Here is a 23,805-nt window from a genome sequence, read left to right on the forward strand (position 1 = left end):
TCCGGAACGTGCGGCTCGAACGACAACGAGGTCCTCCGTGAGCCAGCCCAGCCCAGATCCCACGTACGTCATCGGCGTCGACTACGGCACCCTGTCGGGGCGGGCCGTCGTCGTGCGGGTGCACGACGGCGCCGAGATTGGATCCGCGGTGCACGAGTACGAGCACGGCGTGATGGACACCGTGCTCGCCGCCACGGGGGAGGCCCTGCCGCCCGAGTGGGCGCTCCAGGTTCCCGCCGACTACGTGGACGTCCTGCGGCAGGCGGTGCCCGCCGCCGTCCGCGCCGCCGGCGTGGACCCGAGCGCCGTGGTGGGCGTGGGCACCGACTTCACCGCCTGCACCATGGTCCCCGTCCGGGCTGACGGCACACCCCTCAACGAGCTGCCCGGCCTGGCGGGCCGCCCGCACGCCTACGTGAAGCTGTGGCGCCACCACGCCGCGCAGGGCCAGGCGGACCGCATCAACGATCTCGCGGCCCGGCGCGGAGAGCGCTGGCTGGCCCGCTACGGCGGTCTCATCTCGAGCGAGTGGGAGTTCGCCAAGGGCCTGCAGCTGCTCGAGGAGGACCCCGAGCTGTACCACCTGATGGACCACTGGGTGGAGGCCGCCGACTGGATCGTCTGGCAGCTGACGGGCAGCTACGTGCGCAACGCGTGCTCCGCCGGGTACAAGGGCATCCTGCAGGACGGCGAGTACCCCGACCGCGAGTTCCTCGGCGCCCTCAACCCCGGGTTCGCCGACTTCGCGCAGGACAAGGTCGACCACCCGATCGGGGCCCTCGGCACCGCCGCGGGCACGCTCAGCGCCCAGGCCGCGGAGTGGACGGGCCTGCCCGCCGGCATCGCCGTGGCGGTGGGCAACGTCGACGCGCACGTGAGCGCCCCCGCCGCCCGGGCCACCGCGCCGGGTCAGATGGTGGCGATCATGGGCACCTCCACCTGCCACGTGATGAGCTCCGACACCCTGCGCGAGGTCCCCGGGATGTGCGGCGTGGTGGACGGCGGGATCATCGACGGGCTCTACGGCTACGAGGCCGGGCAGTCCGGGGTGGGCGACATCTTCGGCTGGTTCACGGCCCACTTCGTGCCGGGGCGGCTCCAGGAGGAGGCCGCCGAGCGCGGGCTGAGCGTGCACGAGCTGCTCACCGAGCAGGCGAGCCGCGAACCGGTGGGCGCGCACGGGCTCCTGGCCCTGGACTGGCAGTCCGGCAACCGGTCCGTGCTCGTGGACCACGAGCTCTCCGGGCTGCTCGTCGGCCTCACCCTGGCCACCCGCCCGCACGAGGTCTACCGCGCCCTGCTGGAGGCCACCGCCTTCGGGACCCGCACGATCGTCGAGGCCTTCGCCGCCTCCGGGATCCCCGTCACCGAGTTCGTGGCGGCCGGCGGGCTGATCAAGAACGCGTTCCTCATGCAGATCTACGCCGACGTGCTCGGCATGCCGATCTCGGTGATCGGCAGCGACCAGGGCCCGGCCCTGGGCTCCGCCATCCACGCGGCCGTGGCCGCCGGCGCCTACCCGGACGTCCGGGCGGCCGCCGCGGCGATGGGCCGGCTCGAGCGCAACGCCTACACCCCGAACCCCGCGCACACCGAGGCCTACTCCGTCCTCTACGAGGACTACACCGCGCTGCACGACCACTTCGGCCGCGGCGGCAGCGACGTCATGCGCCGGCTCAAGGCGCTCCGGCGCAACGCCCGTTCCACCCAGGAGGTCTCCGCGTGAACGCCCTGACGCCCGAGCTCGAGGAGCGGATCGCCCGCGTGCGGCGCGAGGTCGCGGACCTGCACGCCGAACTGGTCCGCTACGGGCTGGTGGTCTGGACGGCGGGCAACGTGTCCGGGCGGGTCCCCGGCACGGACCTCTTCGTGATCAAGCCCAGCGGGGTGAGCTACGACGACCTCGGCCCGGAGAACCAGATCCTGTGCGACCTGGACGGCCGGCCGGTCCCCGGCACCCCCGGCGCGGAGCGCTCGCCGTCCAGCGACACCGCCGCCCACGCCTACGTCTACCGGCACATGCCGGAGGTCGGGGGAGTGGTCCACACCCACTCGCCCTACGCCACGGCCTGGGCGGCCCGCGGCGAGGCCATCCCCTGCGTCCTGACGGCCATGGCGGACGAGTTCGGCGGGGAGATCCCCGTGGGGCCCTTCGCGATCATCGGCGACGACTCGATCGGCCGCGGCATCGTGGAGACCCTCTCCGGCCACCGCTCCCGCGCGGTCCTCATGCTCAGCCACGGGCCGTTCACCATCGGCAAGGATGCCCGGGACGCCGTCAAGGCCGCGGCCATGCTCGAGGACGTGGCCCGCACCGTGCACCTCTCCCGCCAGCTGGGCGAGCCGCTGCCCATCGACCCCGCGCACGTCGACTCCCTGTTCGACCGCTACCAGAACGTCTACGGCCAGCAGCCCGCGGCCGTCCCCACCACCCCAGGAGCGCTCACCCGTGAATCCTCTGCCCACCGCCCTTGACCACTACGAGGTCTGGTTCCTCACCGGCAGCCAGGACCTCTACGGCGAGGACACCCTGCGCCAGGTGGCCGAGCAGTCCCGCGAGATCGTCCGCGTGCTGGGCGAGGCCGGGCTGCCCGTCGAGGTGGTCTGGAAGCCCACGCTCAAGGACGCGGACTCGATCCGCCGCACGGCCCTCGAGCTCAACGCCGCGGACGGCGTGATCGGGGCGATCGCCTGGATGCACACCTTCAGCCCCGCCAAGATGTGGATCACCGGCCTCGACGCCCTGCGCAAGCCGCTGCTCCACCTGCACACCCAGATCAACGTCGAGCTGCCGTGGGGCGAGATCGACTTCGACTTCATGAACCTCAACCAGGCCGCGCACGGCGACCGGGAGTTCGGCTACATCCAGACCCGGCTCGACGTCCCGCGCAAGACCGTGGTGGGCCACGTCTCGACCCCCGGCGTCACCGCGCAGATCGCCTCCTGGCAGCGCGCGTGCGCCGGCCGCGCGGCGGTCCAGGGGCTCAGGGTGGCCCGGTTCGGCGACAACATGCGCAACGTCGCCGTGACCGAGGGTGACAAGACGGAGGCCGAGCTGCAGTTCGGGGTCTCCGTGAACACCTGGGGCGTCAACGACCTCGTGGCCGTGGTGGACGCCCAGTCCGAGGACCGCGTGGACGAGCTCGTCGCCGAGTACGAGGAGCTCTACGACGTGGCCCCCGAGCTGCGCCGCGGCGGGGAGCGCCACGAGTCCCTGCGCTATGGGGCCCGGCAGGAGCTCGGGATGCTCCAGTTCCTGGAGGAGGGCGGCTTCGGGGCCTTCACCACGAACTTCGAGGACCTCGGCGGGCTGCGCCAGCTGCCGGGACTCGCCGTGCAGCGGCTCATGGCCCGCGGCTACGGGTTCGGGGCGGAGGGCGACTGGAAGACGGCCCTGCTGGTGCGGGCGGCCAAGGTCATGGGCGCCGGGCTGCCCGGGGGCGCGTCTCTCATGGAGGACTACACGTACCACCTGGTGCCGGGGGAGGAGAAGATCCTCGGCGCCCACATGCTGGAGGTGTGCCCGAGCCTCACCACGGCGCGCCCCTCCCTCGAGGTGCACCCGCTGGGCATCGGCGGACGCGAGGACCCCGTGCGCCTGGTCTTCGACACCGACGCCGGCCCCGGCGTGGTCGTGGCGATGTCCGACATGCGGGACCGGTTCCGGCTCACCGCCAACACCGTGGACGTCGTGCCCCCGGACGCCCCGCTCCCGAACCTGCCGGTGGCCCGGGCCGTCTGGCGGCCGCACCCCGACCTCGCGACCTCGGCCGCGGCCTGGCTCACCGCCGGCGCCGCCCACCACACGGTCCTCAGCACCGCGGTGGGCGCCGACGTGATCCGGGACTTCGCCGACATGACCCGGACCGAGCTGCTCGTCATCGACGACACCACCACCCTGCGGGAGTTCCAGCGCGAGGTGCGGTGGAACGCGGCCTACTACCGGCTCGCCCAGAAGCTCTGAGCGGGACGACCGGGACGGCCGGAACGACCATGATGACCAGGACCCCTGACGACCACCACGAGATCTCACCAGCACCGACCTCGCTCGAACACTCCCACCACCGGGCAGTGCGGCCCGGACCGACGAAAGGCACGACCATGACCCCGAAGATCGACCTGAAGAAGACCCTCACCGGGGTGACCGCCCTGACCCTCGCCCTGGGCCTCACGGCCTGCGGCGGCAACCGCGGCGGCGGCGCGGAGGAGGGCTCCAACGAGGGCGCCAAGATCGGCGTGGCGATGCCCACGCAGCAGTCCGAGCGGTGGATCGCCGACGGCGAGAACGTCAAGGCGCAGCTCGAGGAGCTCGGCTACGAGGTGGACCTCCAGTACGCCAACGACGACATCCCCACCCAGATCTCCCAGATCGAGAACATGATCAACGGCGGGGCCAAGGCCCTGGTGATCGCCTCGATCGACGGCACCACGCTGACCAGCGTGCTCGACACGGCCGAGACCCAGGAGATCCCCGTGATCGCCTACGACCGCCTCATCAACGAGTCGGACACTGTGGACTACTACACGACCTTCGACAACTACGAGGTGGGCGTGCAGCAGGGCACGTCGCTGCTCACGGGCCTCGGGGTCCTCGACGAGAACGGCGAGCCCACCGGCGAGAAGGGCCCCTTCAACGTGGAGCTCTTCGCCGGCAGCCCCGACGACAACAACGCGACCTTCTTCTGGGACGGCGCGATGGACACCCTCAAGCCCTACCTGGACGACGGCACGCTCAACGTCCCCAGCGGCCAGACGGAGTTCGAGCAGGCCGCCATCCTGCGCTGGCTGCCGGACACCGCCCAGGACCGGATGGAGGACCTCATCACGGTGGGCGGCGGCGACCAGCTCGACGGCGTGCTCTCCCCGTACGACGGCCTCTCGATCGGCATCATCTCCGCGCTGCGCTCCGGCGGCTACTCCCAGGCCGAGCTGCCCGTGGTGACGGGCCAGGACGCCGAGGTCGGGTCCGTGAAGTCGATCGTCAACGACGAGCAGTACTCCACGATCTTCAAGGACGTCCGCGAGCTCGGCGAGCGCGCGGTGCTCATGGTGGACTCCCTGATGAAGGGCGAGGAGCCCGAGGTCAACGACGAGGAGACCTACGACAACGGCGTGAAGGTGGTCCCCGCCTACCTGCTCGAGTCGCAGATCGTCACGAAGGACAACTACCAGGAGGTCCTCGTGGACAGCGGCTACTACGAGGCGTCCGAGCTCGAGTGATCGCGACCGGCCGGGCGGCACTCCGCCGCCCGGCCGGTCCGTCCCGTCCACCCACCCACCAGCTCGAGACGAGGAGGCCCGCATGAGCGAGCACGTTCTGGAGATGCGCCGGATCAGCAAGTCCTTCCCCGGCGTCAAGGCGCTGCAGGACGTCACCCTGGCCGTCGCCCGCGGCGAGGTCCACGCGATCTGCGGGGAGAACGGCGCCGGCAAGTCCACCCTCATGAAGGTCCTGTCCGGCGTGTACCCGCACGGCACCTACGAGGGGGACATCGTCCTGGAGGGCGAGACCGTCTCCTTCCGGGACATCAAGGACAGCGAGCGCAGCGGGGTGGTCATCATCCACCAGGAGCTGGCCCTGTCCCCGTTCCTGTCCGTCGCCGAGAACATCTTCCTCGGCAACGAGCGCGCCACCCGCGGGTTCATCAACTGGAACGAGACCAACGCCAGGGCCGCCGACCTGCTCCGGCGCGTGGGCCTCGACGTGAACCCCAGCGTCCCGGCCGGGGACATCGGGGTGGGCAAGCAGCAGCTCGTGGAGATCGCGAAGGCGCTCTCCAAGGACGTGAAGCTGCTCATCCTCGACGAGCCCACGGCCGCCCTCAACGACGAGGACTCCGCGCACCTGCTGGGCCTGGTCCGCGGGCTGCGCGAGGACGGGATCACCTGCATCATCATCAGCCACAAGCTCAACGAGATCCGGGCGATCGCCGACTCCGTGACGATCCTGCGCGACGGGCAGACCATCGAGACCCTCAGCCTGCACGACGGGTCGGTCACCGAGGACCGGATCATCAAGGGCATGGTGGGCCGTGAGCTGACGAACCGCTACCCCGAGCGGGTCCCCGACATCGGCGCGGAGGTGCTCCGCGTCGAGGACTGGACCGTGCACCACCCCCGGGAGCACTCGCGGGTGGTGGTGGACAACGCGCACCTGTCCGTGCGGGCGGGCGAGATCGTGGGCATCGCCGGGCTGATGGGCGCCGGGCGCACGGAGCTGGCCATGAGCATCTTCGGGCGCAGCTACGGATCCAACATCACCGGGCGGATGTACAAGAACGGCGAGGAGATCACGGCGCGGACGGTCAGCGAGGCGATCCGGCACGGCATCGCCTACGCCACGGAGGACCGCAAGCGCTACGGGCTCAACCTGATCGACGACATCAAGCGGAACATCTCCTCGGCGGCGCTGGGCAAGCTCACGTCCGCGGGCTGGGTCGACGGCGGGCGCGAGACGCTCGTGGCGCAGGACTACCGCACCAGCATGAACATCAAGGCGCCCTCGGTGTCCTCGATCACCGGCAAGCTCTCCGGCGGCAACCAGCAGAAGGTCGTCCTGTCCAAGTGGATGTTCGCCGACCCCGACGTGCTCATCCTCGACGAGCCCACCCGCGGCATCGACGTGGGGGCGAAGTACGAGATCTACACGATCATCAACAGGCTGGCCGCGCAGGGGAAGGCGGTGCTGGTCATCTCCTCCGAGCTGCCGGAGCTGCTGGGGATCTGCGACCGGATCTACACGCTCGCCGAGGGCCGGATCACCGCCGAGGTGCCCATCGCCGAGGCCACCCCCGAACGACTCATGCAGCACATGACCAAGGAAAAGGACTGACCCATGGCTTCCACCCTCGTCGACGAGGACCGGGCTCTCGACAGCCGGGGCCCGCAGAAGGCCTCCACCGTGGCCGGCGCCGGCCGGTTCCTCATGAGCCGGCTCCGCCAGATCGGCATCTTCCTGGCCCTGCTGGTGATCGTGACGCTGTTCCAGGCCCTGACCGGCGGCGCGCTGCTGCAACCGGACAACGTCTACAACATCATCGTCCAGAACAGCTACATCCTGCTGCTGGCGATCGGCATGGTCATGATCATCGTGGCCGGGCACATCGACCTCTCGGTCGGCTCGGTGGCCGCGTTCGTGGGCGCCATGTCCGGGATCATGATCCGGGACTGGAGCCTGCCGTGGTGGGTGGCCCTCCTCGCCGCCCTCGCGGTCGGTGCCCTCGTGGGCGCCTGGCAGGGCTTCTGGGTGGCCTACATCGGGATCCCCGCCTTCATCGTGACCCTCGCCGGCATGCTGGTCTTCCGCGGGCTGACGCAGATCGTGCTCGAGAACCAGCGGATCACCGGCTTCCCGCCGGAGTACCGCCAGCTCGGCGGCGGCTCCCTCTTCCCGGGGCTGTTCCCGCCGGCGACCAACATCCTGGACTGGACCACGGTGGGCATCGGCCTGATCGCCACGGCCATGCTCGTGCTGAGCCAGCTCCGGGGCCGGGCCAACCGGGCGAAGCTCCACCTCGAGGACGAGCCGCGCGCCTGGTTCCTCACGCGGCTGGTCTTCGGCGTCGTCGTCATCCTCGCGCTCACCTTCCTGCTGGCCAGCTCGCGCGGCGGGACGCCGATCGTGCTCGTGGTCCTCGGCGTGCTGGTGGTCGCCTACAGCGCCGTCATGAACCGGACGGTGTTCGGCCGCCACGTGTACGCCCGCGGCGGCAACCTCCAGGCGGCGCAGCTGTCCGGTGTGAACACCAAGCGCGTCGACTTCCTGCTCTTCGTCAACATGGGCGTGCTGGCCGCGCTGGCCGGGCTGGTGTTCACCGGCCGGCTCAACTCCGCCGGGCCGGGCGCCGGAAACCTGTTCGAGCTGGACGCGATCGCCGCGGCCTTCATCGGCGGCGCCGCCGTGACCGGTGGCGTGGGCACCATCATCGGCGCCATCACCGGTGGTCTGATCATGGGCGTGCTCAACAACGGCATGTCCCTCATGGGCGTGGGCATCGACTACCAGCAGTTCATCAAGGGCCTGGTGCTCCTGCTGGCGGTCGGGTTCGACGTGTTCAACAAGCGCCGCGCCTCGAACGCGCTCAAATGACCGCGCCCGGCCCGCAGTCCTTCGGGACGCTGCCCGACGGTCGGGAGGTCACCGCGCACACCCTCGCTACCCCGGGCGGGCTGAGCCTGCGCGTGCTCGACCTCGGCGCCGCGGTCCAGGCCCTGCACCTGCCCGGCCCGGCCGGGGGCCCCGGCACCAACGTGGTGCTGGGGCACCCGGACGCCGCCGGCTGCGCGGCGCCCCCGGAGGCCTTCCTGGGGGCGGTGGTCGGCCGCTGCGCCAACCGGATCGCCGGGGCCCGCTTCGACCTCGACGGGACCACCGTGGAACTGGCGGCCAACGAGGGCGGCAACACCCTGCACGGCGGCCCCGACGGCTTCCACCGCCGCACCTGGCGGACGGTCTCCGCGAGCCGCGACGTCCTGGTGCTGGAGCTGGTCAGCCCGGACGGGGACCAGGGCTTTCCCGGCGAGGTGGTCCTCCGGGCCCGGTACGCCGTCACGGACGACGTCCTCGCTCTGGACCTGGAGGCCCGCACCGACGCCCCGACCGTGGTCGGGCCCGCGAGCCACGTCTACCTCAACCTCGCCGGGGAGGGGTCGGGGACGGTCGACGACCACACGCTCACCGTCGAGGCCGACCGGTACCTGCCGGTCGGCCGGGACGGGGTGCCGCTGGACGGCCTGGCCGCCGTGCGCGGGACGCCGCTGGACCTCACCGCCCCCGCCCGGCTCGGGGACCGGGTGCGGGCGGAGCACCCGCAGATCGCGGCCGTGGGCGGGATCGACCACTCCTTCCACCTGCGCGGCACCGGGATGCGCGCCGCCGCCCGGCTGGAGCACCCGGCGAGCGGGCGGTCCGTGGAGCTGTGGACCGACCAGCCGGCCCTGCAGGTGTACACGGGCAACGCCCTGGACGGCACCATCACCGGCACCGGCGGGCGCGCCTATCCGCGGGGAGCGGGGATCGCCCTGGAGCCCCAGTACCACCCGGACTCGCCGAACCGGCCGGAGCTCTCCGATCCGGTGCTGCGCCCGGGGCAGACCTACCGCTCCCGCACCGAGTGGCGCTTCCGGTACTAGCGGCCGCCGGCCTTGTTCTCGCGCCGCTTCGCCATGATGCGGCCGAAGACCGCGGTGCCGACCATGAACAGGATCCTTCGCATGCTGGTGCTCCTTCTTCTCGATGGGGTGCTGCTCGAATGACGTGCCCGGCCCACGCTACGGGGTCTCCCCGCAAAAGGTAAGTGAGCTGAAGAGTTTTCGGCCGAGAGCGAGCGCGCCGGGGATCCCGCGTCAGCGGGTGCGGGGGCGGTACCCGGCGTCGTCGTTGACGTACGCGTAGTAGAAGCCGATCAGGACCCCGCCGCCCAGGAAGTTGCCCAGGAGGGCGATCCCCACGTTGGCGCCCGCGGCCCCCACGTCGAGTCCGTCCACCCGGTGGCGCCGCTGGTGACGAACTCGAGCTTGTGCGCCACGGCGGCCTCCATCTCCGCGTGCGCGGGCCCGTCCGTGATGGTGCTGAAGCGCAGCACCACGGCCACGAGCAGCCTGCCCAGGAAGTTGCCCAAATAGCACAGCCCGAGCAGCCGCACCGCCTTGAACCACGAGGTGCGGCGGTAGTAGGCGCCGATGGAGACGATCATCATGTTGGACGTCAGGAGCTCGGACTTCGAGTAGTAGATGAAGACCAGCGCCCAGCCGAAGGTCACGGCGCCCAGCAGGCGCCCCAGGGGGCGCAGCGTCGCGTCCCCGGCGGGCACGGCGTCGAACGCGGCGAAGTTCGCGGCGAACAGGACACCGATGATCATTCCGGCCATCCCGGCGCGCTGCAGGTAGCGCTGCGCCAGCTCGCCGGACATGGTCGTCTTGGTCTCCAGCGCCGCGAGGACGGTGCTGATGAACTGCTCGCCCGGGAACGGCTGCTGCGGGTCGGAGGTCATGCTCGGCGCCCGTCTCCAGAGGTGGCCGTGGACCCCGGCGGCGTCCAGGAGCCGCCCGGTGGGACCATCCTGGGCACGGGCCCGTACCTCCTGTTCGGCGGGACCAGCACCCTCGGTGCTCTCCGACAACGCCCGGGTGCTGTGCATGGGGCGGCGGGTCAGCGGTCTCGAGCATGCCGGGGCCGGCCCGGCACCGTGGACGCCGGTGTCCCGGGCCGGTGTACTCCCGGGGGAGGAGGCCGGAAGTCCATCCCGGGGTGGACTCGGTGGACGGGACCGACTGCCACGCTGGATGCATGCCGGGTGCTCGACGGGACGGTCGGACCGCCTCGGGGCGAAGCGGCAGAGGCCACATCCTCAGAAGGAGGGAACCGTCATGTCCCACAGCACGATGCGATTCCGGAACGCTCGGCACGTCACCGCCGTCTCCCTGATCGCTGCAATCATGGCCGCCCTGGCCATCGTTTTCGTCGGCACCACGGTGAGTGCGGCACCGGCCCAGGCCCTGTGCGTCGGCCCTGACACCATCTCGGGCACCTGGCGCAACACCGACCCGAACACCAGGTCCGTCACCCGGGTGGACGTGAACTGGGGCTGCGCGGACCAGGTGCTGTGCCCCGTCGGCGGCAGCTGCGTCACTCCCGGCGGCTCCGTCAGGGTGTACGGCAAGTGCCACCCGACCGACTGCGACTGGGGGACGCGGACGATCTACGTGGAGAAGGACGGCTGGCGGAAGGCCACCTACCACCACAGCTGGGCGACCAAGCACGTGTGGCTCAGGCCCTACACGTTCTCCGGGCGCGAGTACCTGAGGGTATGGGTGTACACCGACTTCACCCAAGCCGACGGGAGGACGGACTACGCGAGCGACCAGTGGATGCAGAAGTAGGTCCCCGGCGCGGTGACCGGGAGGCGCGGCCGTGGCCGCGCCTCCCGATCACCGCGTCACGGCCGCGACTACGTCCGCGCAGCACGCAGGTGCGCCAGGACGTCCGCCGCCACCTCCTCCGGCCGCTCCTCGGCGAGGAAGTGGCCCGCGTCCAGGGCCCGGCCCGTGGCCCGCGGGAACTGCCGCCGCCACAGCGCGAGCGGGTCCTCCCGCGCCCCGACCCGCCCCCGCGCACCCCACAGGACGAGGGCGGGCAGGTCCCGCTGCTCGTGCTCGTCCGCCTCGTCGATCTCCCGGTCCGGGCCGGCGGCCGCGCGGTAGTCGCGGCACCAGGCGTCGACCACGGCGGGATCCCGCGCCGCGTCCTCGTAGGCGGCGAGCGCCGCCGGGTCGAACGGGACCTGCGTGCCGCTGAGCCCCTGGAGCGTCCGGCGCACGAAGTACACGGGGTCGTGGCCGATCAGGGTCTGCGGCAGGCCCTCGCCCTGGGCGAGGAAGGCCCAGTGGTAGTACTGCAGGGCCATCCACGCGTCCATCGACCGCCACACCTCCAGGGTGGGCAGGATGTCCAGCAGGGCCACGGACGCCACCGCGCCGGGGGCGTCGAGCGCCATCCGGTGGGCGGTCCGGGCGCCGCGGTCGTGCCCGACGACGGAGAACCGCTCGTGGCCCAGCGCCCGCATGAGCTGCACCTGGTCGGCGGCCATCGCCCGGAAGGTGTGGTCCTCGCTGCTCGTGCGCGAGCCGCCGTAGCCGCGCAGGTCGGCGGCGACCACGGTGAACTCCTCGGCCAGCACGGGGGCGAGGTGGTGCCACATGGCGTGGGTCTGCGGGAAGCCGTGCAGCAGGAGCACGGGCGGGCCGTCGCCGCGCGTGCGGGCGTGGATCGTGCCGTCGGCCACGGGGACGTCGTGGGCGGTGAAGTCGGGGAACACGGTTCCTCCTGCAGGTCGGGGACGGGCCGCGCGGCGCGGGGCCGGGACTGTAATGCGGGCCCGGCGGCGTTGTACGTGATGGGCTGGACCGCACACGCTCCAGACAACACCAGCGAGGAACCGGGAGAAACCCCATGAACCACGCCCCGACGCAGTTCGTCGACCCCGCGGCCGGCACCGCTCACGGCACGAGCACGCGGGAACTCGTGGAGACCGCCGAGCGGTACACCGCGCGCACGTACTCCCCGCTGGACGTGGTGGCGGCCCGGGCCCAGGGCACCACCGTCACGGACGTGGAGGGCCGGGAGTACCTCGACTTCCTCGCCGGCTACTCGGCGCTGAACTTCGGCCACGGCCACCCGGCGGTCCTCGAGGCGGCCCGGACCCAGCTGGAGCGCGTGACGCTGACCAGCCGGGCCGTCCACAACGACCAGCTCGGCCCCTTCGCCCGGGAGCTGTGCGAGCTGCTCGGCCAGGACATGATGCTGCCGATGAACACCGGCGCCGAGGCCGTGGAGTCGGCGATCAAGGTCGCCCGCAAGTGGGGCTACGAGCGCAAGGGGGTGGCCCCGGGCCGGGCGCAGATCGTGGTGGCGGCGGGGAACTTCCACGGCCGCACCACCACGGTCATCAGCTTCTCCGACGACGACGAGGCGCACCGCAACTACGGCCCCTACACGCCGGGCTTCGTGACCGTCCCGTTCGGGGACCTCGCCGCCCTCGAGGCGGCCGTCACCGAGGACACCGTCGCTGTGCTGCTGGAGCCCATCCAGGGCGAGGCCGGGGTGATCGTGCCGCCGCCGGGGTACCTGCAGGGCGTGCGGCGGTGCACGGCCGAGCGCGGCGTCCTGCTCGTCGCGGACGAGATCCAGTCCGGGCTGGGCCGCACCGGCCGGACGCTGGCGTGCGAGCACGAGGACGTGGAGGCGGACCTCTACCTGCTGGGCAAGGCCCTGGGCGGGGGAGTCCTGCCGGTGTCCGCGGTGGTGGGCCGGGCGGACGTGCTCTCGGTGCTGCGGCCCGGCCAGCACGGCAGCACGTTCGGCGGGAACCCGCTGGCCGGCGCCGTCGGCCGCGCCGTCGTCGCCCTCCTCGCCACCGGGGAGCCCCAGGAGCGGGCGCGGGTCATGGGGGAGAAGCTGCACGCCGGCCTGGCGGAGCTGGCGCCGCTGGGCCTGACCGAGGTGCGCGGGCGCGGGCTGTGGGCCGGGATCGACATCGATCCGCGGCTCGGCACCGGCCGGGAGTGCTGCGAGCGGCTGGTGGCCCACGGGATCCTCGCCAAGGACACCCACGGCTCCACCATCCGGCTGAGCCCGCCGCTGGTGATCACCGACCGGGAGCTGGAGCGGGGCCTGACCGCGCTCGCGGACGTGCTGCGGGAGATGGCCGGCCGCTGACCCGCCTCAGCCCGTCCCGGCGGACTCCGTCCCGGCGGGCGCCTCCCCGTGGGCCAGCGCCGACTCGATGCTGCCGGCGAGCTGCGCCGGCGAGGTCTTCGGGGCGAAGCGGCGGATCACCCGCCCGTCCCGGCCCACGAGGAACTTGGTGAAGTTCCACTTGATGGCGTCGCCCATGATCCCGCCCCGCTCCTCGCGCAGCCACGACCACAGGGGGTGGGCGCCGGGGCCGTTGACGTCGACCTTCTCGAACATCGGGAACGTCACGCCGTAGTTGCGGCTGCAGAAGTCGGCGATCTCCTCCTCGCTGCCCGGCTCCTGGTGCCCGAACTGGTTGCAGGGGAAGCCCAGGACCACGAGCCCGTCCTGCCGGAAGTCCCGCCACAGCTGCTCGAGTCCCTCGTACTGCGGCGTGAACCCGCACTCGCTCGCGGTGTTGACCACGAGCACCACCTTCCCGGCGTACTCGGACAGCGGCTGCTCGCGCCCGTCCAGGGTGGTGGCGGTGAAGTCGTGCAGCGTGGTCATGGGAGCCTCCGGAGCGGTCGAGGACAGATAGTCTGCCCCCATTCTGCCGCCGACGCGCCGCCCGCGCCCATGAGAGCGCCCGCGACCTCGTGGGTCAGTGCTGCGGCCCCTTCATCCGGGCCAGGAAGCGGAACCTGTCCCCGCGGAACACCGAGCGGGTCCACTCCACGGGGGAGTCGTCAGCCGTGAACCCGAGCCGGTGGATCAGCAGCAGGGGAGCCCCCATCTCGATGCCCAGGAGCCGGACGTCGTCCGGGCCGGCGAGCCGGGTCTCCACGGTGTCCTCGGCCACCACGATGTCGATGCCGTAGTCCTGGCGCAGCGCGGTGTACAGGGAGCCGGTCCGGTCCAGGTGCGCCGCCAGGCCGGGCAGCGCTCCGGCGAGCAGGGCGACCTCGTGGGCCAGCGGCTCGCCGTTGACGAGCCGGATCCGCTCCACCCGCGCGAGCTCGGCGCCGACGGGCACGCGCAGCCGGGCCGCTGCGTCGTCGTCGGCGGCCGTGCGGCTCACGTCGAGGACCGTGGAGGAGCTCACGAGGCCCTGGGCGTCGGCGTCGTCGCTGAACGAGGTGAGCTGGCGGACGTAGGTGAACCGCGGCGGGGCCACGAAGGTCCCCCGGCCCTGGGCCCGGCCCAGCACCCCTTCCGCCACGAGCTCGCCGATGGCCTGGCGGACCGTGGTCCGGGAGGTGGCGTACTGCTCGGCGAGCGCCCGCTCCGTGGGGATGAGCGCGCCGGGGGTCGCGTCCCGCACGAGCGCCCGGAGCTGCTCCTTGAGCAGGTAGTACTTCGGGACGGCCCGCGGCTCCGCGCTCATGGGGCCAGCATATCGACCGCGCCGCCCGGTCCTGCGGGCACCGTTTCCCGAGGTGTGAGCATTGACACACAAATTGGTCTAGTCCAAGCTGGGGGAACGACAGCTGTGACGATCGCGAACACTGCGGCCGAGAGAAGGGGAACTGCTCATGAGTGCACGAACGAGGCGTCGGTCCCGGGCCGTGGTGCTGGGGACCGGCCTGTCGATGGCCGTGGTGCTGGCCGCCTGCGGCGGCGGTGGGGAGAGCGCGAGCGGCAGCGGGGAGGGCGACGGCGTGATCGAGGTCTGGGCCCACAGCGGCCAGGCGGCCGAGGCCGAGGCGCTCGAGGCCCTCGTCGCCGAGTACAACGACTCGCAGGAGGACGTCAGCGTCGAGCTGACCCTCATCCCCGAGCCGGACTACACCAGCACCGTCCAGGCGACCGCCGCGGAGGACCTGCCCGACGTGATGGAGATGGACGCCCCGACGATGGCGTCCTTCGTCTACGACCGCAAGCTCGTGCCCCTCGACGACGTGGTGTCGCAGGAGACCCTCGAGAACCGGATCGAGGGCGTGCGGGAGAGCGGCACGTACCAGGACCAGACCTACGCTGTCGGCATGTTCGACGTCGGGCTCGGGCTGTGGGGCAACCAGCAGCTCCTCGACGCCGCGGGCGTGGAGGCCCCGGCCACCGCCGACGAGGCGTGGACGGCGGAGGAGTTCGAGCAGAACCTGCAGAAGCTGGCGGAGGTCAGCCCGTCGGGCAACGCGATCGACCTGGGCGAGGCCAACGGCTTCGCCGCCGAGTGGGGAACCTTCACCACCTCGCCGGTCCTGTGGTCCAACGGCGGCACGCTGATCCGGGACGGCGCGGCGGAGGGTGTGCTCAACAGCGCCGAGAACGTGGAGGCACTCGAGGAGTGGGCCTCGTGGAAGGAGCACACGGACCCGAACACCAGCGGCACCGCCTTCCCCGACGGGGACGTCGCCCTGACCTGGACGGGCAACTGGATGTACCCCACCTTCAGCGAAGCCCTCGGCGAGGATCTGGTCCTCATGCCCCTGCCCGACCTCGGCAACGGCACCAAGGCGGGCCACGGCTCCTGGCAGTGGGGCGTGACGCCGGCGGCCGGCGGCGACCAGGCCGCGGCCGGTGCCTTCCTCGACTTCCTGCACTCCGACGAGAGCATCGCCACGATGGTCGAGGCCAACGCGGCGGTGCCCGGCACCACGAGCGCCCTCGAGGGCAGCGAGCTCTACGGCGAGGGCGGGCCGCTGGAGCTGTTCGCGTCCAACCTGGCCTCGGCCTGCAGCTCGGAGGAGGTCACCCCGGAGTGCATCGCGGTGGCGCGGCCCATCACCCCGGGCTACCCCACGGTCACGAGCTCCTACGGCAGCGCCCTCGCGGCGATCTGGGGCGGGGCGGACCCGCAGGAGGAGCTCGACAGCGCGGCGCGGGCCATCGACGCCGACTTCGAGGACAACAACGGCTACCAGGACGAGTGACCGCCGCGGCGGGGCCGCCCAGCGGCCCCGCCGCGCACCTGCGAGGAGTGCACCATGACCACCACACCGGGCCTCGCGGCCCCCGCGTCCGCCCCGGCGGACGTGCTAGAGGCTCCACCGCCCCGCAGGGGGCTCCGGCGGGACGGACTCGCCGGGGTCCTCATGGCGGGTCCCGCCGTGCTGCTGCTCGTCCTGTTCGTCGCGGTCCCGTTCGTCGCGGCCATCGGCTTCTCCTTCCACAACGTCCGGCTCGGCGACCCGCGCGATCCCGCCTTCATGGGGCTGACCCAGTACGCCCGGATCTTCACCGACCCCGACGTGTCCAGCCGGTTCCTCAGCGCGCTGCTCCACAATCTGGTCTTCGCGGCCGTGGTAGTCCCGGTGCAGACCGCCCTCGCGCTCGCGCTGGCCCTGCTCGTGCAGAAGACCGTCCGGGGGATCGGGATCTTCCGGTCCGTCTTCTTCCTCCCCGTCGTCTTCCCCATCGCCCTGGTGGCCCTCATCTGGCGGCTGATCCTCGCCCGCGGGGACGACGGCCTCCTCAACTCCCTGCTCGGGTTCTTCTCGGGCGGCGCCTTCGGGGCCCAGGACTGGCTGGGCTCCGAGCTCACGGCGCTGGCCTCGGTCATCGTCCTGTCGATCTGGCAGGGCGTCGGCTTCCAGATGGTGATCCTGCTGGCGGCCCTGCAGCAGGTGCCCGCCGACCTCTACGAGGCGGCCCGCCTGGACCGGGCCGGTGCGTGGCAGCGCTTCGTGCACGTCACCCTGCCCGGGATCAACACCACCCTCGTCTTCGTGGCGCTCTACACGATGATCCTGTCGCTGCGCGTGTTCGACCAGATCTACGTGCTGGCCCGCTCCGGCGGGGGGCTCAACGAGGACGCCACCCGCACCGTGATGTACGAGGCGGTGACGTCCGCCTTCGACGAGAACAACATCGGGCGCGCGAGCGCCATCTCCGTGGTGTTCTTCGTGATCGTGGTGGTCCTGTCCCTCGTCCAGCGCCGCGCCACCCGCGAACGGGAGGACTGACATGACGCAGACCGCCGCCGCCCGCCGCCGCCGCCGCAGGACGGACGTGCCCCGCTACGCGGTGCTCGTCGTCACGAGCCTCCTGTTCTTCGCCCCGGTCGCCTACATGGTGGCGGCCTCGCTGGCCCCCGCCTCCCGCACGCTCGCCGGCTTCGAGGTCTTCGACCCGCGCGAGTGGGGCCTGCACAACTACACCGGCGTGGCCTCGAGCCTGTCCTCGGACAGCACCGGCCACCTGTGGCGGTTCTTCTTCGTGTCCGTCACCGTCACGGTCTGCGTGGTGGGGCTCGGGCTGGTCGTGAACTCGATGGCGGCCTTCGCCCTGTCGCGGCTGACCTGGCGGGGCAGGAACCTGGTGCTCCTGGGCGTCCTGCTGCTGCTCATCGTCCCGTTCGAGGCCGTGGCCGTGCCCATGTTCTACCTCTACAACGACGCCCGGAACACCCTGTGGATCCAGATCGTCCCCTTCATCGGCAACGCCCTGTCGATCTTCCTCTTCTACTCGTTCTTCTCCGGCATCCCCCGCAGCATCGACGAGGCCGCGCGGATGGACGGCGCCGGGCCGCTGCGGGTGTTCTGGCAGATCATCGCGCCCATGAGCAAACCCGCGTACGCGTCGGTGGCGGTGCTGACCTTCCTGACCCAGTGGGGGGCGTTCCTGTGGCCGGTGCTGATGATCTCCGAGCCGAACCTGCGCCCCCTGCCCCTCCAGATCAGCGTCTTCGCGGGCCAGCTCCCCCCGGCGTGGGGCGAGGTCATGGCCTTCGGGGTGCTCCTGGTGGTGCCCGTGATCGTCGTGTTCCTCGTCTTCCAGCGCTGGTTCATCGAAGGCGTGGCGAGCTCCGCCGTCAAGGGCTGAGCCGGACCGCCCCGGCACCGCCCGCCTCCACCCGTCGTCCGGAAGGACTCCCATGCAAGTGCTCGTCCTGCCCACGGCCGGCGACGTCGACGCGCGCGCGGCGGACCTCGTCGCCGAGCAGGTCTCGCGCCGGCCGGACACCGTGCTGGGCGTGGCCACGGGCTCGTCCCCCCTGGGGGCCTACCGGGAGCTCGCCCGTCGCCAGGCCCACGGTCTGCTGGACCTCACGCGGCTCCGCTGCTTCGCCCTCGACGAGTACGTCGGGCTGCCCTCCGGGCACCCGGCCGGCTACGCCGCCGTCCTGGAGCGCGAGCTCGCCCGGCCCTTCGGCCTGCCCCCTTCGCGGGTGCAGGTCCCGGACGGCTCCCGGGGCGACCTCGGAGCGGCCTGCCGCGACTACGAGGAGGCCGTCGCCCGCGCCGGCGGCATCGACCTCCAGATCCTGGGCATCGGCGCCAACGGCCACATCGGCTTCAACGAACCGGGGTCCTCGCTGTCCTCCCGCACCCGGGTCAAGGCACTGTCCGCGCGGACCCGTGCCGACAACGCCCGGTTCTTCGAGGCCCCCGACCACGTCCCCACCCACTGCGTGACCCAGGGGCTGGGCACGATCCTCGACGCCCGCCGGGTGCTGCTCGTCGCCCAGGGCGAGCGCAAGGCCGCCGCGGTGGCCGCAGCCGTGGAGGGGCCCGTGTCCGCGATGTGCCCGGCCTCCGTCCTGCAGTTCCACCGGGCGGTCACGGTCGTGGTGGACGAGGCGGCGGCGAGCCGGCTCGTCCTGACCGACTACTACCGGTTCGTGGCCGAGGCCGAGCACCGGCTGCCCCGGGAGGAGGGATGACGTTCCGCCTCGCGGACCACTGGGTCTGGGACAGCTGGCTGGCCGACGACGGACAGGACTACCACCTGTTCTTCCTGCGGGCCAGCCGCGCCCTGCGGGACCCCGACCGGCGTCACCGCCGGGCCTCGATCGGGCACGCCGTCTCGTCCGACCTGGAGAACTGGACCCTCCTGCCGGACGCCCTCGTGGCCGCCGACGAACCGTCGTGGGACGACATGGCGACCTGGACGGGCAGCACCGTCCAGGGCCACGACGGCCGCTGGCACCTCTTCTACACCGGTGTCAGCCGCGCCGAGGACGGGCTGCGGCAGCGCATCGGATCGGCCGTCTCGCACGACCTGATCAGCTGGGAGCGCACCGGTGCGGGCCCGCTCGAGGCGGACCCCCGCTGGTACGAGAAGCTTGGGGAGGGCACCTGGCCGGACGAGGCGTGGCGGGACCCCTTCGTCTTCTACGACGACGACAGCCGGCAGTGGCAGATGCTCGTGACGGCACGGGCCGCCACGGGGGAGCCGGACGCCCGCGGCGTGGTCGGCCACGCCGTGAGCGACGACCTGGAGCACTGGACGGTCCGCCCCCCGCTGACCGCGCCCGCCGGCTTCGGGGAGATGGAGGTCGTCCAGTCCCAGGTCGTGGACGGGACCGCAGTGCTCCTCTTCTCCTGCCTCCCGCGGCTGGCGCCCGGCATCCCGTTCTCGGAGACGAGCACCGGGACCTGGATCGCCCCCGGCGCCGGCCGGCTCGGACCGTGGGAGCTCGAACGGAGCTCCAGCTTCTTCGTGCCCGGCGTCTACGCCGCCCAGCTGGTCCGCAGACGCGACGGCCAGTGGATCGTCTTCGGCTTCCAGAACGGGGTGGACGGCAGCTTCGTCGGCGAGATCGCGAGCCCGGTGCCCCTGGCGGACCTGCTGACGGAGGGCCGGCTCTTCCCCGACGACGACCGGGCACCCCGCCCCGTTCCCCGCACGAGCAGCAGGAGGTGAGCCCCGTGACCACCGAGGACTCCCCGCGCAGGACGGTCCTCTCGGGCCGCGTGCACACGGGGCATACCGAGCACCCGGACGGTCTCGTGGTCGTCGAGGGGGATCGCGTCGTCCACGCCGGGCCGCGGTCCGGCCACCCCGGTGGCGACCCGGGGGAGCACCACGTCCTGGGCCCCGGACAGATGGTGCTGCCGGGGCTCGTGGACGTGCACTGCCACGGTGGTTTCGGCGCGGACTTCTCCTCCTCGGCGGAGGAGGAGATCCGCGCCACCCTCGAGCACTTCCACCGCCAGGGCACCACGACGCTCGTGGCCAGCCTGGTCACGGCCTCACGGGAGGACCTGCTGGGCGCCGTGCCGCTGCTGGCGGCGCTCACCGGGGAGGGGCTGATCGCCGGGATCCACCTCGAGGGCCCGTTCCTGTCCACGGCCCGGTGCGGGGCGCAGGACCCCGCATGGATGCTGGAACCGGACCTCGGGCTGGCCGCCGACCTCGTCGCCGCCGCGGCGGGGACGCTCCGGACGATGACCTTCGCCCCGGAGCTGCCCGGTTCCCGGGACCTGGCCGAGCTGCTCGTCGACCACGGCGTAGTCCCCTCCCTCGGGCACACCGACGCGGACACCGCGACCGTCGACGACGCGCTGCGCCACCTGCAGGGCCTGCTCCGCGATGCCCCCGGGGACGGCCCGCCCCGCTCGCCCACGGTGACGCACCTGTTCAACGCCATGCCCGCCATCCACCACCGGTCGCCCGGGCCGGTGCCGGCCTGTCTGCGCGCCGCGGCGCAGGGCCGGGCCGTCGTCGAGCTCATCGCGGACGGCACCCACCTGGACCCCGGCATCGTGCGGTGGGCGTTCGAGCTGGCCGGCGCGGACAGCATCGCGCTGGTCACCGACGGGATGGCCGCGACCGGGCTGACGGACGGCACCTACACGCTCGGTGCGGCGGAGGTGCGGGTGCAGGACGGGGTGGCCTCCCTGGTCTCCAACGGCTCGATCGCCGGAGGCACGGCCACGATGCTGGAGGTCCTGCGCCGGACGGTCGCGGCGGGTGTCCCCCTCGGGGACGCGCTGCGCTCGGCCACCGTGGTCCCGGCCCGCGTCCTGGGCCTGGCCGGGGAGGCCGGGAGCCTGACGGCGGGCGCGCTCGCGGACCTCCTGGTCGTGGGGGAGGACCTCCGGCTGGAGGCCGTCATGCGCCGGGGCGAGTGGATCTCCGGGGACCCACCCCGCTGAGTCGGCCCCGGCGGCGCCGAGGTCGCAGCCGACGGCCACGCAGCCGGGCGCGGTGGCCGTCGGCTGCGACCTCGCGGGGCAGAGGCGGGGCGCGGGCGCAGGTGGGTAACGATCCCCCGGGCGGCTCCTGTGGGCCCCGGGGGCGCGGCGTACCCTGGCCGTGTCGGAAGGAGCCCGTCATGACACAGCGCAACGAAGCGTGGCCCGCCGGAACCCCCTGCTGGGCCGATCTGACCGCGTCCGATCCGGGCCGCACGCAGGACTTCTACCGTGCGGTGCTCGGCTGGGAGTACGACGAGCCGCGGCCGGAGCACGGCGGGTACCGCAACGCCCTGGTCGGCGGGAGACCCGTGGCCGGGCTCTCCCCGGCGGCCCCGGACCTGACGGGCGTCCCGCACGTGTGGCAGGTCTACCTCGCCTCGGACCGGATCGACCTCTGCGCCGAGCGGGTCCTCGCCGCGGGCGGCACCCAGCTGATGGAGCCGGTGGAGGTGGGCGGGGCCGGCCGGATGGGCGTCTGGCAGGATCCCACCGGGGCGTCCTTCGGGATGTGGCAGGCCGGGGAGCACATCGGCTTCGCCGTGCTCGACGTGCCCGGCAGCGTCGCCTGGTGCGACCTCATGACCCCCGACCACCACACCGCCCGCGACTTCTACGCCCACGTCTTCGGCTACCACTACGAGGACATCGGCGAGGACGGCGTCGCCTACGCCACGTTCACGGTGCCGCACGGGGACCGCCCGGCCGGCGGCATCGGCGGGACCGACCCCGCGGCGGAGAACGCTCCCGCGGTCTGGTCGGTCTGCTTCCAGGTCGACGACGTCGACGCGGCCGTCCAGCGGGTGCGCGACGCCGGCGGAGCGGTCATGGAGGACCCCTTCGACTTCGCGTACGGGCGGCTGGCGGTCGTGGCCGGCCCGGACCGGGAGTCCTTCGCGATCATGACCCCGGGGGAGCCGATGTAGGTCGTCGGCGCGCCCCGCTCCGCCCCCTGCGGGACCGTGGCGGAGCGTGCGCGGGCGGTCCGTGATCCCGGTCACCCGGCGGTAGCATGGTGATCCAGCGGACATCCACCCACCTCCCCAGAGATCGGAGCGACATGAACTCCATCGTCCTCGCCGTGGTCGGTGTGGCCATGATGATCCTCGGGTACATCCTGTACTCGAAGTTCGTGGCCCGCCGGATCTACCAGCTCCAGGACTCCTTCGTCACCCCCGCCCACGAGCTCGGCGACGGCGTGGACTACGTCCCCACCAACAAGTACGTGCTGTGGGGCCACCACTTCACCTCCGTGGCCGGTGCGGCCCCCATCGTCGGCCCCGCCATCGCCGTCATCTGGGGCTGGGTGCCCGCCTTCCTCTGGGTGACCCTCGGCACCGTCTTCTTCGCCGGCGTGCACGACCTCGGCGCCCTGTGGGCGTCCAACCGGCACCGTGGCAAGTCCATCGGCTCGCTGTCCGGGCAGTACATCGGCCACCGCGGCCGCAACCTGTTCCTGGTCGTGATCTTCCTCGTGCTGCTCATGGTCAACGCCGCGTTCGCCGTGGTGATCTCCAACCTGCTGGTCGGCACCCCCACCTCGGTCATCCCCACGTGGGGCGCCATCGTGGTCGCGCTGCTCATCGGCCAGGCGGTCTACCGCTACAAGTGGAACCTCGCCGTCGTGTCCGTGGTCGGCGTCGTGGCGCTCTACGCCCTCATCCTGCTCGGCGACCGCTTCCCGGTGGTCCTGCCGGAGACGGTCCTGGGCCTGCCGGCCAACGCGTTCTGGATCGTGGTGCTCTTCGTCTACGCGGGCATCGCGTCCGTGCTGCCCGTGTGGATGCTGCTGCAGCCGCGCGACTACATCAACGGCCTCCAGCTGTTCATCGCCCTGGGCATCCTCTACGGCGCCGTCCTGATCTCCGCCCCGACCGTGGTGGCGCCCGCGTTCAACACCTCCGTGCCCGAGGGCACGCCGAGCATCGTGCCGCTGCTGTTCGTGACCATCGCCTGCGGCGCGATCTCCGGGTTCCACGGGATCGTGGCCTCGGGCACGTCCTCCAAGCAGCTGGACAAGGAGACGGACGCCCGCTTCGTCGGCTACTTCGGCGCCGTAGGCGAGGGCCTGCTGGCACTCGGCGCGATCATCGCGACCACCGCCGGGTTCCGCACCCTCGCCGACTGGGAGGCCGTGTACAGCGCGTTCGGCCAGGGCGGCGTGGCCGCGTTCGTCCAGGGCGGCGCCTCGGTCGTCAACTCCGGGCTGGGCATCCCGCCGTCGCTGAGCGCGACCATCCTCGCCACGATGGCCGTGCTCTTCGCGGCCACCACGATGGACACCGGCATCCGCCTGCAGCGCTTCGTGGTGCAGGAGGCCGGGCACATCATGGGCGTCAGCATCGGCAAGGTGGTCTCCACCCTCATCGTCCTCGCGGTGGCCATGGGGCTGACCTTCAGCGCCGGCGCGGACGGCTCCGGCGGCATGCTGATCTGGCCGCTGTTCGGCACCTCCAACCAGCTGCTGGCCGGTCTGACGCTGTCGATGATCGCGGTGATCCTGCTGCGCAAGGGCCGCCCGGTCCTGCCCGTGCTGGTGCCGCTGGTGTTCCTGCTGGTGATGTCCGTCTACGCGCTGATCGTGCAGCTGGGGCAGTTCTGGGCCGCCGAGAACTGGTTCCTGCTCGTGCTCGACGTGATCATCCTGATCGCGGCCCTGTGGGTCATCGTGGAGTCCGTGGCCGCCATGAACGCGGCCCGGAAGAGCCCGCCCGAGCTGGACGAGGAGACCGTCAGCACCTCGGCCGGGGAGAACCGCTCCCTGTGAGC

General features: G+C 72.1%; 21 protein-coding genes. 17 read left to right on the plus strand and 4 right to left on the minus strand.

The genetic code is table 11. The features are described from left to right. Window positions 1–37 precede the first annotated feature (37 nt). The 7 genes from araB (at window position 38) to CK505_RS03110 (ending at window position 9,132) form a co-directional block, all read left to right on the plus strand. A complete protein-coding gene (gene araB / locus CK505_RS03080) occupies window positions 38–1,726 on the plus strand; it encodes a ribulokinase (protein ID WP_095650196.1) in 1,689 nt (562 codons plus the stop codon). Further along, window positions 1,723–2,475, plus strand: a complete 753-nt coding sequence (locus CK505_RS03085; RefSeq protein ID WP_095650197.1) for an L-ribulose-5-phosphate 4-epimerase — start codon at window positions 1,723–1,725, stop codon at window positions 2,473–2,475. The genes araB and CK505_RS03085 overlap by 4 nt, the downstream gene beginning before the upstream one ends. Continuing rightward, window positions 2,450–3,964: an L-arabinose isomerase gene (gene araA / locus CK505_RS03090; protein WP_095650198.1), complete on the plus strand. Its 1,515-nt coding sequence runs from the start codon at window positions 2,450–2,452 to the stop codon at window positions 3,962–3,964. Before CK505_RS03085 ends, araA begins: the two co-directional genes overlap by 26 nt. A 137-nt stretch (window positions 3,965–4,101) precedes the next feature. After that, entirely contained in the window at window positions 4,102–5,220 is a 1,119-nt protein-coding gene (gene chvE / locus CK505_RS03095; RefSeq protein WP_095650199.1) for a multiple monosaccharide ABC transporter substrate-binding protein, read from the plus strand. 82 nt (window positions 5,221–5,302) lie between these two features. After that, on the plus strand, window positions 5,303–6,832 hold the full coding sequence (gene mmsA / locus CK505_RS03100; RefSeq protein ID WP_017833604.1) for a multiple monosaccharide ABC transporter ATP-binding protein: 1,530 nt from the start codon (window positions 5,303–5,305) through the stop codon (window positions 6,830–6,832). A 93-nt stretch (window positions 6,833–6,925) separates the two neighbouring features. Then, the gene (mmsB, locus tag CK505_RS03105; RefSeq protein WP_095650319.1) at window positions 6,926–8,089 is read left to right on the plus strand and encodes a multiple monosaccharide ABC transporter permease; all 1,164 of its coding nucleotides are present in this window, start codon (window positions 6,926–6,928) and stop codon (window positions 8,087–8,089) included. Further along, window positions 8,086–9,132 (plus strand): aldose epimerase family protein, encoded by a 1,047-nt coding sequence (locus CK505_RS03110; protein ID WP_095650200.1) that lies wholly within the window; start codon window positions 8,086–8,088, stop codon window positions 9,130–9,132. Before mmsB ends, CK505_RS03110 begins: the two co-directional genes overlap by 4 nt. Window positions 9,133–9,404: 272 nt before the next feature. On the opposite strand, the gene CK505_RS03115 is transcribed toward CK505_RS03110, so the two are convergent. Further along, complete coding sequence (locus CK505_RS03115; protein WP_255250879.1) at window positions 9,405–9,992, minus strand: formate/nitrite transporter family protein; 588 nt, start codon at window positions 9,990–9,992, stop codon at window positions 9,405–9,407. Between the two features lie 376 nt (window positions 9,993–10,368). On the opposite strand from CK505_RS03115, the gene CK505_RS03120 reads away from it, so the two are divergent. Beyond that, window positions 10,369–10,881, plus strand: a complete 513-nt coding sequence (locus CK505_RS03120; RefSeq protein WP_035923536.1) for a hypothetical protein — start codon at window positions 10,369–10,371, stop codon at window positions 10,879–10,881. Between the two features lie 68 nt (window positions 10,882–10,949). Here the strand turns inward: CK505_RS03120 and CK505_RS03125 are convergent, their stop codons facing one another. Continuing rightward, on the minus strand, window positions 10,950–11,816 hold the full coding sequence (locus CK505_RS03125; RefSeq protein WP_095650201.1) for an alpha/beta fold hydrolase: 867 nt from the start codon (window positions 11,814–11,816) through the stop codon (window positions 10,950–10,952). A 134-nt stretch (window positions 11,817–11,950) separates the two neighbouring features. Between CK505_RS03125 and rocD the strand changes: the two genes are divergently transcribed. Continuing rightward, on the plus strand, window positions 11,951–13,216 hold the full coding sequence (gene rocD / locus CK505_RS03130) for an ornithine--oxo-acid transaminase (protein WP_172604314.1): 1,266 nt from the start codon (window positions 11,951–11,953) through the stop codon (window positions 13,214–13,216). 6 nt (window positions 13,217–13,222) lie between these two features. Here the strand turns inward: rocD and CK505_RS03135 are convergent, their stop codons facing one another. Both CK505_RS03135 and CK505_RS03140 read right to left on the minus strand, forming a co-directional pair. Further along, on the minus strand, window positions 13,223–13,744 hold the full coding sequence (locus CK505_RS03135; protein WP_095650202.1) for a glutathione peroxidase: 522 nt from the start codon (window positions 13,742–13,744) through the stop codon (window positions 13,223–13,225). Between the two features lie 94 nt (window positions 13,745–13,838). Next, a complete protein-coding gene (locus CK505_RS03140) occupies window positions 13,839–14,561 on the minus strand; it encodes a GntR family transcriptional regulator (RefSeq protein WP_095650203.1) in 723 nt (240 codons plus the stop codon). Window positions 14,562–14,709: 148 nt separating this feature from the next. On the opposite strand from CK505_RS03140, the gene CK505_RS03145 reads away from it, so the two are divergent. The 8 genes from CK505_RS03145 to CK505_RS03180 all read left to right on the plus strand — a co-directional run bounded on the left by CK505_RS03145 (window position 14,710) and on the right by CK505_RS03180 (window position 23,803). Continuing rightward, complete coding sequence (locus CK505_RS03145; RefSeq protein ID WP_035923529.1) at window positions 14,710–16,047, plus strand: ABC transporter substrate-binding protein; 1,338 nt, start codon at window positions 14,710–14,712, stop codon at window positions 16,045–16,047. A 54-nt stretch (window positions 16,048–16,101) separates the two neighbouring features. Then, complete coding sequence (locus CK505_RS03150) at window positions 16,102–17,079, plus strand: carbohydrate ABC transporter permease (protein ID WP_017833587.1); 978 nt, start codon at window positions 16,102–16,104, stop codon at window positions 17,077–17,079. A gap of 1 nt (window position 17,080) precedes the next feature. Continuing rightward, window positions 17,081–17,938: a carbohydrate ABC transporter permease gene (locus CK505_RS03155; RefSeq protein ID WP_095650204.1), complete on the plus strand. Its 858-nt coding sequence runs from the start codon at window positions 17,081–17,083 to the stop codon at window positions 17,936–17,938. A 52-nt stretch (window positions 17,939–17,990) separates the two neighbouring features. Next, entirely contained in the window at window positions 17,991–18,779 is a 789-nt protein-coding gene (nagB, locus tag CK505_RS03160; RefSeq protein WP_031283062.1) for a glucosamine-6-phosphate deaminase, read from the plus strand. Next, window positions 18,776–19,762 (plus strand): family 43 glycosylhydrolase, encoded by a 987-nt coding sequence (locus CK505_RS03165; protein WP_095650205.1) that lies wholly within the window; start codon window positions 18,776–18,778, stop codon window positions 19,760–19,762. Before nagB ends, CK505_RS03165 begins: the two co-directional genes overlap by 4 nt. A gap of 5 nt (window positions 19,763–19,767) precedes the next feature. Continuing rightward, window positions 19,768–20,997, plus strand: coding sequence for an N-acetylglucosamine-6-phosphate deacetylase (gene nagA / locus CK505_RS03170; protein WP_095650206.1), 1,230 nt, complete (start codon window positions 19,768–19,770; stop codon window positions 20,995–20,997). A gap of 179 nt (window positions 20,998–21,176) precedes the next feature. Further along, on the plus strand, window positions 21,177–21,962 hold the full coding sequence (locus CK505_RS03175; RefSeq protein ID WP_095650207.1) for a VOC family protein: 786 nt from the start codon (window positions 21,177–21,179) through the stop codon (window positions 21,960–21,962). 134 nt (window positions 21,963–22,096) lie between these two features. Further along, the gene (locus CK505_RS03180) at window positions 22,097–23,803 is read left to right on the plus strand and encodes a carbon starvation protein A (RefSeq protein ID WP_095650208.1); all 1,707 of its coding nucleotides are present in this window, start codon (window positions 22,097–22,099) and stop codon (window positions 23,801–23,803) included. Window positions 23,804–23,805: the final 2 nt, after the last annotated feature.

The organism is Kocuria sp. WN036 (assembly GCF_002287015.1).
GTDB classification, from domain to species: Bacteria; Actinomycetota; Actinomycetes; order Actinomycetales; family Micrococcaceae; genus Kocuria; species Kocuria rosea.

What these genes read in the sequence shown, in the direction of transcription:
- chvE (WP_095650199.1), top strand. Translation starts at nt 4,102, where the DNA reads ATGACCCCGAAGATCGACCTGAAGAAGACCCTCACCGGGGTGACCGCC.
- mmsA (WP_017833604.1), top strand. Translation starts at nt 5,303, where the DNA reads ATGAGCGAGCACGTTCTGGAGATGCGCCGGATCAGCAAGTCCTTCCCC.
- mmsB (WP_095650319.1), top strand. Translation starts at nt 6,926, where the DNA reads ATGAGCCGGCTCCGCCAGATCGGCATCTTCCTGGCCCTGCTGGTGATC.
- CK505_RS03110 (WP_095650200.1), top strand. Translation starts at nt 8,086, where the DNA reads ATGACCGCGCCCGGCCCGCAGTCCTTCGGGACGCTGCCCGACGGTCGG.
- CK505_RS03115 (WP_255250879.1), bottom strand. Translation starts at nt 9,992, where the DNA reads ATGACCTCCGACCCGCAGCAGCCGTTCCCGGGCGAGCAGTTCATCAGC.
- CK505_RS03120 (WP_035923536.1), top strand. Translation starts at nt 10,369, where the DNA reads ATGTCCCACAGCACGATGCGATTCCGGAACGCTCGGCACGTCACCGCC.
- rocD (WP_172604314.1), top strand. Translation starts at nt 11,951, where the DNA reads ATGAACCACGCCCCGACGCAGTTCGTCGACCCCGCGGCCGGCACCGCT.
- CK505_RS03135 (WP_095650202.1), bottom strand. Translation starts at nt 13,744, where the DNA reads ATGACCACGCTGCACGACTTCACCGCCACCACCCTGGACGGGCGCGAG.
- CK505_RS03140 (WP_095650203.1), bottom strand. Translation starts at nt 14,561, where the DNA reads ATGAGCGCGGAGCCGCGGGCCGTCCCGAAGTACTACCTGCTCAAGGAG.
- CK505_RS03145 (WP_035923529.1), top strand. Translation starts at nt 14,710, where the DNA reads ATGAGTGCACGAACGAGGCGTCGGTCCCGGGCCGTGGTGCTGGGGACC.
- CK505_RS03150 (WP_017833587.1), top strand. Translation starts at nt 16,102, where the DNA reads ATGACCACCACACCGGGCCTCGCGGCCCCCGCGTCCGCCCCGGCGGAC.
- CK505_RS03155 (WP_095650204.1), top strand. Translation starts at nt 17,081, where the DNA reads ATGACGCAGACCGCCGCCGCCCGCCGCCGCCGCCGCAGGACGGACGTG.
- nagB (WP_031283062.1), top strand. Translation starts at nt 17,991, where the DNA reads ATGCAAGTGCTCGTCCTGCCCACGGCCGGCGACGTCGACGCGCGCGCG.
- CK505_RS03165 (WP_095650205.1), top strand. Translation starts at nt 18,776, where the DNA reads ATGACGTTCCGCCTCGCGGACCACTGGGTCTGGGACAGCTGGCTGGCC.
- CK505_RS03175 (WP_095650207.1), top strand. Translation starts at nt 21,177, where the DNA reads ATGACACAGCGCAACGAAGCGTGGCCCGCCGGAACCCCCTGCTGGGCC.
- CK505_RS03180 (WP_095650208.1), top strand. Translation starts at nt 22,097, where the DNA reads ATGAACTCCATCGTCCTCGCCGTGGTCGGTGTGGCCATGATGATCCTC.